The sequence below is a fragment of the Pseudoalteromonas sp. SR45-5 genome (assembly GCF_014163565.1).
Lineage (GTDB): Bacteria > Pseudomonadota > Gammaproteobacteria > Enterobacterales > Alteromonadaceae > Pseudoalteromonas > Pseudoalteromonas distincta.
In genome coordinates, this window is the sequence record NZ_JACJDN010000192.1 from 1 (window position 1) to 6499 (window position 6499).

The window sequence follows — 6499 nt, forward strand, 5'->3', positions numbered from 1 at the left end:
CATAAGTGAAAAAGGTAACAATTTTAGATGGCGGCATGGGACGTGAACTTAAGCGCATTGGCGCACCGTTCTCACAGCCACTTTGGAGTGCACAAGCACTTATAGAAGCCCCACACTTTGTAGCACGAGCTCATCAAGGCTTTATAGATGCAGGCGCTGAAATAATTACGGTTAACAGTTATACCTGTGTACCCTTTCATTTAGGTGAAGAACGCTACGAAAGCCAAGGCGCGTTACTCGCAGAGCAAGCGGCACTTATTGCTAAAGAAGTAGCTCAAAATGCTAAACAAAATGTATTAGTAGCAGGTTCATTACCACCAGCATTTGGCTCTTACCGCCCTGAACTATTTGAAAGCGAACGCGCATTTACTATTTTAGATACGCTATACAAAGCGCAAGACGAGCACGTAAATTTATGGATTGGCGAAACTATATCGAGCATTGAAGAGGCGCACGTTATGGCAAGCGTCCTTAAAGGCTCAAACAAGCCATGTTATTACGCATTTACTTTAACTGATGTGATAAGCGAGCAAGCGACACTTCGCTCTGGTGAGCTGGTAAGTGACGCAGTAACGGCTTTGCTTCAACAAAATGTTGCTGGTATTTTCTTTAACTGCTCAATACCTGAAGTTATAGAGCAAGCCTTTAGCGATACTAATACAGTATTAGCCAAGCAAAATAAAAGTGTTGTTTTAGGGGCGTTTGCTAATGGCTTTACACCTATAGCACGCGATTACAAAGCCAACGAAGGCTCACAAGCGTATCGCGATATTTCACCTTCAGAATATCTAGACTTTGCTAAAAAATGGCACAGCCAGGGCGCAAGCATTATTGGTGGCTGCTGTGGTATAGGCCCTGAGTTTATTGAAGTGCTGGTAAGCTGGAAAAAGGAACTTGAAAGCGCCTAAGCTTTTAATGCCTTTTAGGGCTTATTGGCTACACCAATCGTGTTAAGTTATTAGGCATTTATAGCGACAGATAAATAGCGTGATAACAAGGCATAAATATCGACATGTAGCTGTTCTACATGAGAAATTTATAACGCTGTTAGCGCTCTATTTAGCACGCTAGAATGATTAAATATTTAAGTCGATTGGTGTCATTCCCAACACCCAATCAAGCCCTTGTATTGCTGTAGTAGGAAATGCGGTTGCATGGCTCGCCCCTTCAATAACAACGCTTTTTAGTTCAATATTGTCACTGCTAAGTGCATTAATTTTTTGCGTTAATTGCTTTGCCCCTTCCACCATATTTTGCCCTTCACCAAAGCTTAGCGTTTCCTTTGCCCCTACCGACATATAAACCTTTGTAGGCACTTTAGGCTTATGTGCTTGTAGCGCTAATACTGCATTGCTGTTAAACCAAACCGATGGGCTGCCAATAATATAATTGTTAAATAAATCGGGCATCGTAAATAAAATAGTGGCACCAAATAACCCGCCTAAAGAATTACCTATATAGGTTTTTTGTGTGCTACTTGCTCGGTAGTTACTTTGTATAAATGGCAGCACAGTATTTTTTAAAAACAGCGCATGATTTTGAGCGTTACCGGTTTGCTTTTTCCAGCTTTGAGCCTTATTTGGGGTGTAGTCTCTAATTCGACTATTAGACCCTCTAGATCCTTTTTCGTAGCTAATGGCCACAATAATAGCCTCCTGCATATTGCCGCTATTCATAGGAAACCGTGTAGCACCCGCCACAATAGGAAACGTATACGGTGCATCGGTTAAATAAATAACCGGATATATTTTTTCAGGCTGCTTTTTATATGACTTAGGGAGCTGAATAAAAACAGGGTATACCCGTTTAGTAGCAGGCTCAGTTAACTCAATAACACTACTTCTAGGGATTTGGTACGGGGTATTTGCGCTTAATTTAAAACACATTAAAGCGCAGAGTAACAGCAAGTATTTTAAAGCAGTATTCATTTATATTAATTAACCTAAGCCAAGCGTAATAATCGATATTGAATGACTACTTTAACTCACTTTTAGCTTTAGGCTATTAAAAAACAAAGTTAAATATTGAAAGGCAGTGCTACATGTTAGCTGTTTGTAGCACTGATAACACTAAGCTATCTGATCAGATTCAGCGCTTGAACACGGGCAGTTATCGTCATTTTGTTTAAGGCATTGTTGGTAATTAAACCAATGAGCTACAGCAATAAAGGCCGACCCAATTAAAGTAAACGCTTTTTCAGCGACCTCATGTCCTAGCAATACCGCACATATCATAAAGGCTAACCCAATAACGCCGCAGGCCATATAACGTAAACGCTTATGCTTTTTACAGCCTAAGCTTAATGCCAATAAACTTGTTGGCAGTACCGCCGCAAGAATCCATAAATGAAATTGCTCACTATCTATTTGCAGTACAGCAAAGCTTGGTAATAACGCTAAAATAACCGGGGTTGCAAAACAATGCACTGTGCACATTACCGATAACCCAATTGCCATACGATCCATAACACTTTGACTCGACTTCATTATTTCCTCTACTAAATCAGTGTCTCCACTCAAAACGTTACTTTTAAAGAGACATTTTAATAACATCAGTTAATTGATGTTGATATATTATAACATTACTCGCATAATTGATATAATATAACATCTAACAAGGTAGTCAAATGAAACGTAAATCACAATTAGCTGTTCTCATAGCAGCTTTATTGCCGGCTAGTGTGCTTGCATCCACAATTGAAGGCGTTGTTTTAAACAACAAAGGTAAAGTAGTTACCAATGCAACGATAGAAGTTGAAGGCTCAGACCTTAAAGTAACCACCGATGAAAACGGTAAATTTGTAATAACCGAGCTAAAAAATGGCTTAAAAGAGCTACATGTTGTAGCCCCTGGTTATGCTCACCTTCATCGCGATATAACAATAACGAATGATGATAACCAATCGGTTACTTTTAATTTAAAGCGCTCGCCTATTGAAGTTATTGATATTGAAGCAACCCCTATTCATATGTCGGCAATGGAATCTGCGTCGCCTGTTAGTGTTTTATCTGGCGAACAACTAAGACGACAACAAGCTGCAACCCTTGGCGACAGCCTTGAAAAACTTTCAGGCGTTAATACTAACTTTCACGGGAAGGTAGCCAGCACACCTATTATTCGTGGTTTAAGCGGCCCTCGTGTACTTATTACTCAAAATGGCCTTGATGTAAGTGATGTGTCGCGCGTTGGCCCCGATCACTCTGTTGCATCAGAGGCGTCTACCGCACAACAAATTGAAGTATTACGCGGCCCAGCAACATTGTTTTATGGCAGCGGCGCGATTGGCGGTGTGGTTAATGTGGTAGATAACCGCGTACCAACTGATAGCACAACACGCGGCGAGTGGAACGCAGAGCATAACTCTGTTGATAACCAAAAAGTGGTCTCGTTTAATGCCACCACAGGTACCGATTCATTTGCTTTTTATGCCGATGCGTTTTGGCGTGAAGCTGATGACTACGAGGTACCTGTAGCCGCAGCTATAGATAGCGACGGTGAAGGCCATAGTGGCGATTACAAAGTTGAAAACAGTAATGAAGAGTCTGATGGTTTTACTGTTGGCGCTAGCTATTTAATAGATAACGGCTTTATTGGCTTAGCAGTAGAGCAATTTAATCGTCAATACGGTATTCCTGGTCATACGCACGGCGAGGAAGGAGAGGAAGAACACAACGACGAAGAAGAAAGCGTATTTGCTGATTTAGAGCAAACTAAAGTGCAATTATTAGGTGAGTACAACCTAGATAATAAATGGCTAAACAAAGTTAACCTGCGCGCTGACCATACCGACTACGAACACGCTGAAATTGAAGGTGGCGCTGTAGGCACCACATTTAAAAACGAAACAAACGAATTACGCATAGACCTACTACATAACCAATTTAGCGAGTGGAATGGCGGCATTAGCTTTCATTACAAACAAAGCGATGTTGAAGCACAAGGTGAAGAGGCTTTTACGCCTCCATCTAAAACCGAAAGCTTTGCTGTAGCGTTAATGGAAGAAAGGCACTTTGGGGATTTTTTAGTGCAGTTAGGTGGGCGTATTGAGCGTGTAACAATTAAAGCAGGCGACGTATTACTGCCAAATATTGACGCTCACGCACACGATGAAGTAGAAGAAACCGACGAGCATGATCACGACCACGAAGAAAGCGCAGAAACCATTCGCGTATTTGATGTAGAGCATGAATTTACACCAATCAGTTTATCGGCAGGCGTAGTTTGGGATTTTACACCTAACTATAACTTAGGGCTTTCGGTATCGCGCTCTGAACGTGCGCCTTCTGCCTCTGAATTGTTATCGTTTGGGCCGCACATTGGTACTGGCACTTACGAAGTAGGCGCACTATTTGATTTAGATGAAGACGGCCATTTGGGTTTATCTGATCAAGCAATAGATCTGGAAACAGCCAATAATGTTGATTTAACCCTGCGTAAAACCCAAGGTGATGTTGGCTTTATTCTAAATGCCTTTTACAACCAAGTAGATAACTATTATTACCAAATAGACACTGGTTTATACGCACAAAGTGGCCACGACCATGGCGATGAAGAAGGCGCTGACGAACACGACCATTCATCAGAACTGCCGGTTTATTTATTTAAAACAGGCGACGTAATTTTACACGGGTTTGAAGCGCAAATTGCGTGGCAATTAACCGATGAGTTTAAAGTAGATTTATTCTCCGATTACGTGCGTGCGCGCCTTAAAGACGGCGGCGATTTACCCCGTACACCACCGCTTCGTTTTGGTAGCGAGTTAAGCTATCAAACAGATAAATTAAGTGCGCATATTCACGTTACTCGCTATCAAAAGCAAGACCGCACAGCCCCACAAGAAACAGCAACAGACGGCTACACATTGGTTGATGCAAGCATCTCTTATGACCTTTCAGTATTAAACCAAGATATGTCTGTTTACCTGCGAGGCACCAACTTAACAGATACAGAAGCACGCGTGCACAGCTCGTTTGTAAAAGATATAGCACCACGTCCAGGGCGTAGCTTTGTGCTAGGTATTCGCGGTTATTTTTAAGCATTAAAAAATTATAATTAAGGGAAATAAACATGAAAAAACTATACAAATTAAAGCTTATTGCACTGGCTATTAGCACTACATTTATTACAGCCTGTGGCGATGCAGAGACCAATATTGTAGAAAAAGATCCCATTGTTGTAGAGGACGAGCACGATCATGACGATGATGATCACGACCATGATGATGGCTACACCATAGACTCACTTGGCAGGTTAGCTGTGCTTGCAGGCAACAGCAACGAAGCCAGTTTTTATGACCTAGATGACAACTCACTTCTTGAAACATTTACCCTGACGAATGATTCAAACACGATGTCGTCATCGCCTGATTTTCGTTATGCCGTTATTGTAAGCAGAGCACAAGATTACTTAGGCTTTATTGATGGTGGTTTATGGCGTGAAGACCATGGCGAGCACCTGCACGATTACGAGCAAAGACCAGCGGCTAGCAGCTATGAGTTAACAAGTGGCAGCCGCCCTACTCACTTAATAGCTCACGACGGGCAATTAGCTGTTTTTTATGATGGTGATGCAGACTCAGGCACAGTTGCTTCTGTTGAAGTATTAACAGATAACAACATAACAAGCGCAACAGCAAGCCTGCCTGGTATTAGCTACGATATTAATATGCACGGTGTAGCAGAGCCTCGCGGTGAGCATTTATTATCAACCATTCGCCGTGATGACAGCGAAAGCACATCGGTTGCTAAAGTATTGCCAGACCAAGTAGGTGTTTATCACTTTCATGATGGTGAATACGAGCTTGAACAAACCTTAGAAGTTACGTGCCCTGATTTACATGGCGCGGCACAAAACCACGACTACGTAGTATTTGGCTGTAGCGATGGCGTGTTATTAGCCCACCAGCACGATGATGAATACGAAGCAGAAAAAATAGCGAACATTTCAGCCGTTGGCGATTTACGCATTGGTAGTATTTATGGCCACGAAGATAGCGAGACCTTTATTGGCGTAGCGTCTGGCCATGGAGGCGGAGAAGCCGTAATTGTAACTATTAACCCTGTAACAGCACAAATGGAAGAATTAGAATGGCAACTAGCCGATGGCGCAAGTGCTGTGTCGTACTCTTTTTCTGCCCATGGCGAGCACTTTTTAATATTAGACAGCTTAGGCTTTTTAAATGTATTTAGCGCACACGACCATGATGGCGAAATGCATTGGGAGCTTGAAGGCCAAGTTGATATTACCGAGCAAGATGTATCAACCATGCCAGAGGGCATGAGCTTTAGCATGACAGTGGCACAAAATGGTCAGTTTGCTTATGTAGCCGACCCGATTGCTCAGCACGTTGTGCAAGTACACCTTGAAGACTTAGAAATTGAAAGTGAGCTAGAGCTTACTTTTCCACCTGCAAGCATTACCTGGTTAGGGATTGCACAAGAAATAGAAGATGAAGATCACGACCATTAATTTAAAACTAACGCTTTAAGTTAAAGCCACA

Annotated in this window: 5 protein-coding genes; 3 read left to right on the plus strand and 2 right to left on the minus strand. The window is 42.1% G+C overall.

Annotation, left to right across the window (positions count from 1 at the left end; translation table 11 throughout):
* Positions 1–5 precede the first annotated feature (5 nt).
* Positions 6–908, plus strand: a complete 903-nt coding sequence (locus H5072_RS09075) for a homocysteine S-methyltransferase family protein (protein ID WP_182693330.1) — start codon at positions 6–8, stop codon at positions 906–908.
* A gap of 168 nt (positions 909–1076) precedes the next feature.
* Here the strand turns inward: H5072_RS09075 and H5072_RS09080 are convergent, their stop codons facing one another.
* Both H5072_RS09080 and H5072_RS09085 read right to left on the minus strand, forming a co-directional pair.
* Complete coding sequence (locus H5072_RS09080) at positions 1077–1928, minus strand: alpha/beta hydrolase (protein ID WP_182693327.1); 852 nt, start codon at positions 1926–1928, stop codon at positions 1077–1079.
* A 141-nt stretch (positions 1929–2069) separates the two neighbouring features.
* Positions 2070–2486 carry a MerC domain-containing protein gene (locus tag H5072_RS09085; protein ID WP_182693331.1) on the minus strand — a complete coding sequence of 139 codons (417 nt, stop codon included), beginning with the start codon at positions 2484–2486 and terminating at the stop codon, positions 2070–2072.
* A 140-nt stretch (positions 2487–2626) separates the two neighbouring features.
* Here H5072_RS09085 and H5072_RS09090 point away from each other — a divergent pair, with 140 nt between their 5' ends.
* Together H5072_RS09090 and H5072_RS09095 are read left to right on the plus strand one after the other, a co-directional pair.
* Positions 2627–5035: a TonB-dependent receptor gene (locus H5072_RS09090; RefSeq protein WP_182693328.1), complete on the plus strand. Its 2409-nt coding sequence runs from the start codon at positions 2627–2629 to the stop codon at positions 5033–5035.
* Positions 5036–5067: 32 nt separating this feature from the next.
* Positions 5068–6468 (plus strand): 5-methyltetrahydrofolate--homocysteine methyltransferase, encoded by a 1401-nt coding sequence (locus H5072_RS09095; RefSeq protein ID WP_182693329.1) that lies wholly within the window; start codon positions 5068–5070, stop codon positions 6466–6468.
* Positions 6469–6499 lie beyond the last annotated feature (31 nt).

What these genes read in the sequence shown, in the direction of transcription:
- H5072_RS09090 (WP_182693328.1), top strand. Translation starts at nt 2,627, where the DNA reads ATGAAACGTAAATCACAATTAGCTGTTCTCATAGCAGCTTTATTGCCG.
- H5072_RS09085 (WP_182693331.1), bottom strand. Translation starts at nt 2,486, where the DNA reads ATGAAGTCGAGTCAAAGTGTTATGGATCGTATGGCAATTGGGTTATCG.
- H5072_RS09095 (WP_182693329.1), top strand. Translation starts at nt 5,068, where the DNA reads ATGAAAAAACTATACAAATTAAAGCTTATTGCACTGGCTATTAGCACT.
- H5072_RS09080 (WP_182693327.1), bottom strand. Translation starts at nt 1,928, where the DNA reads ATGAATACTGCTTTAAAATACTTGCTGTTACTCTGCGCTTTAATGTGT.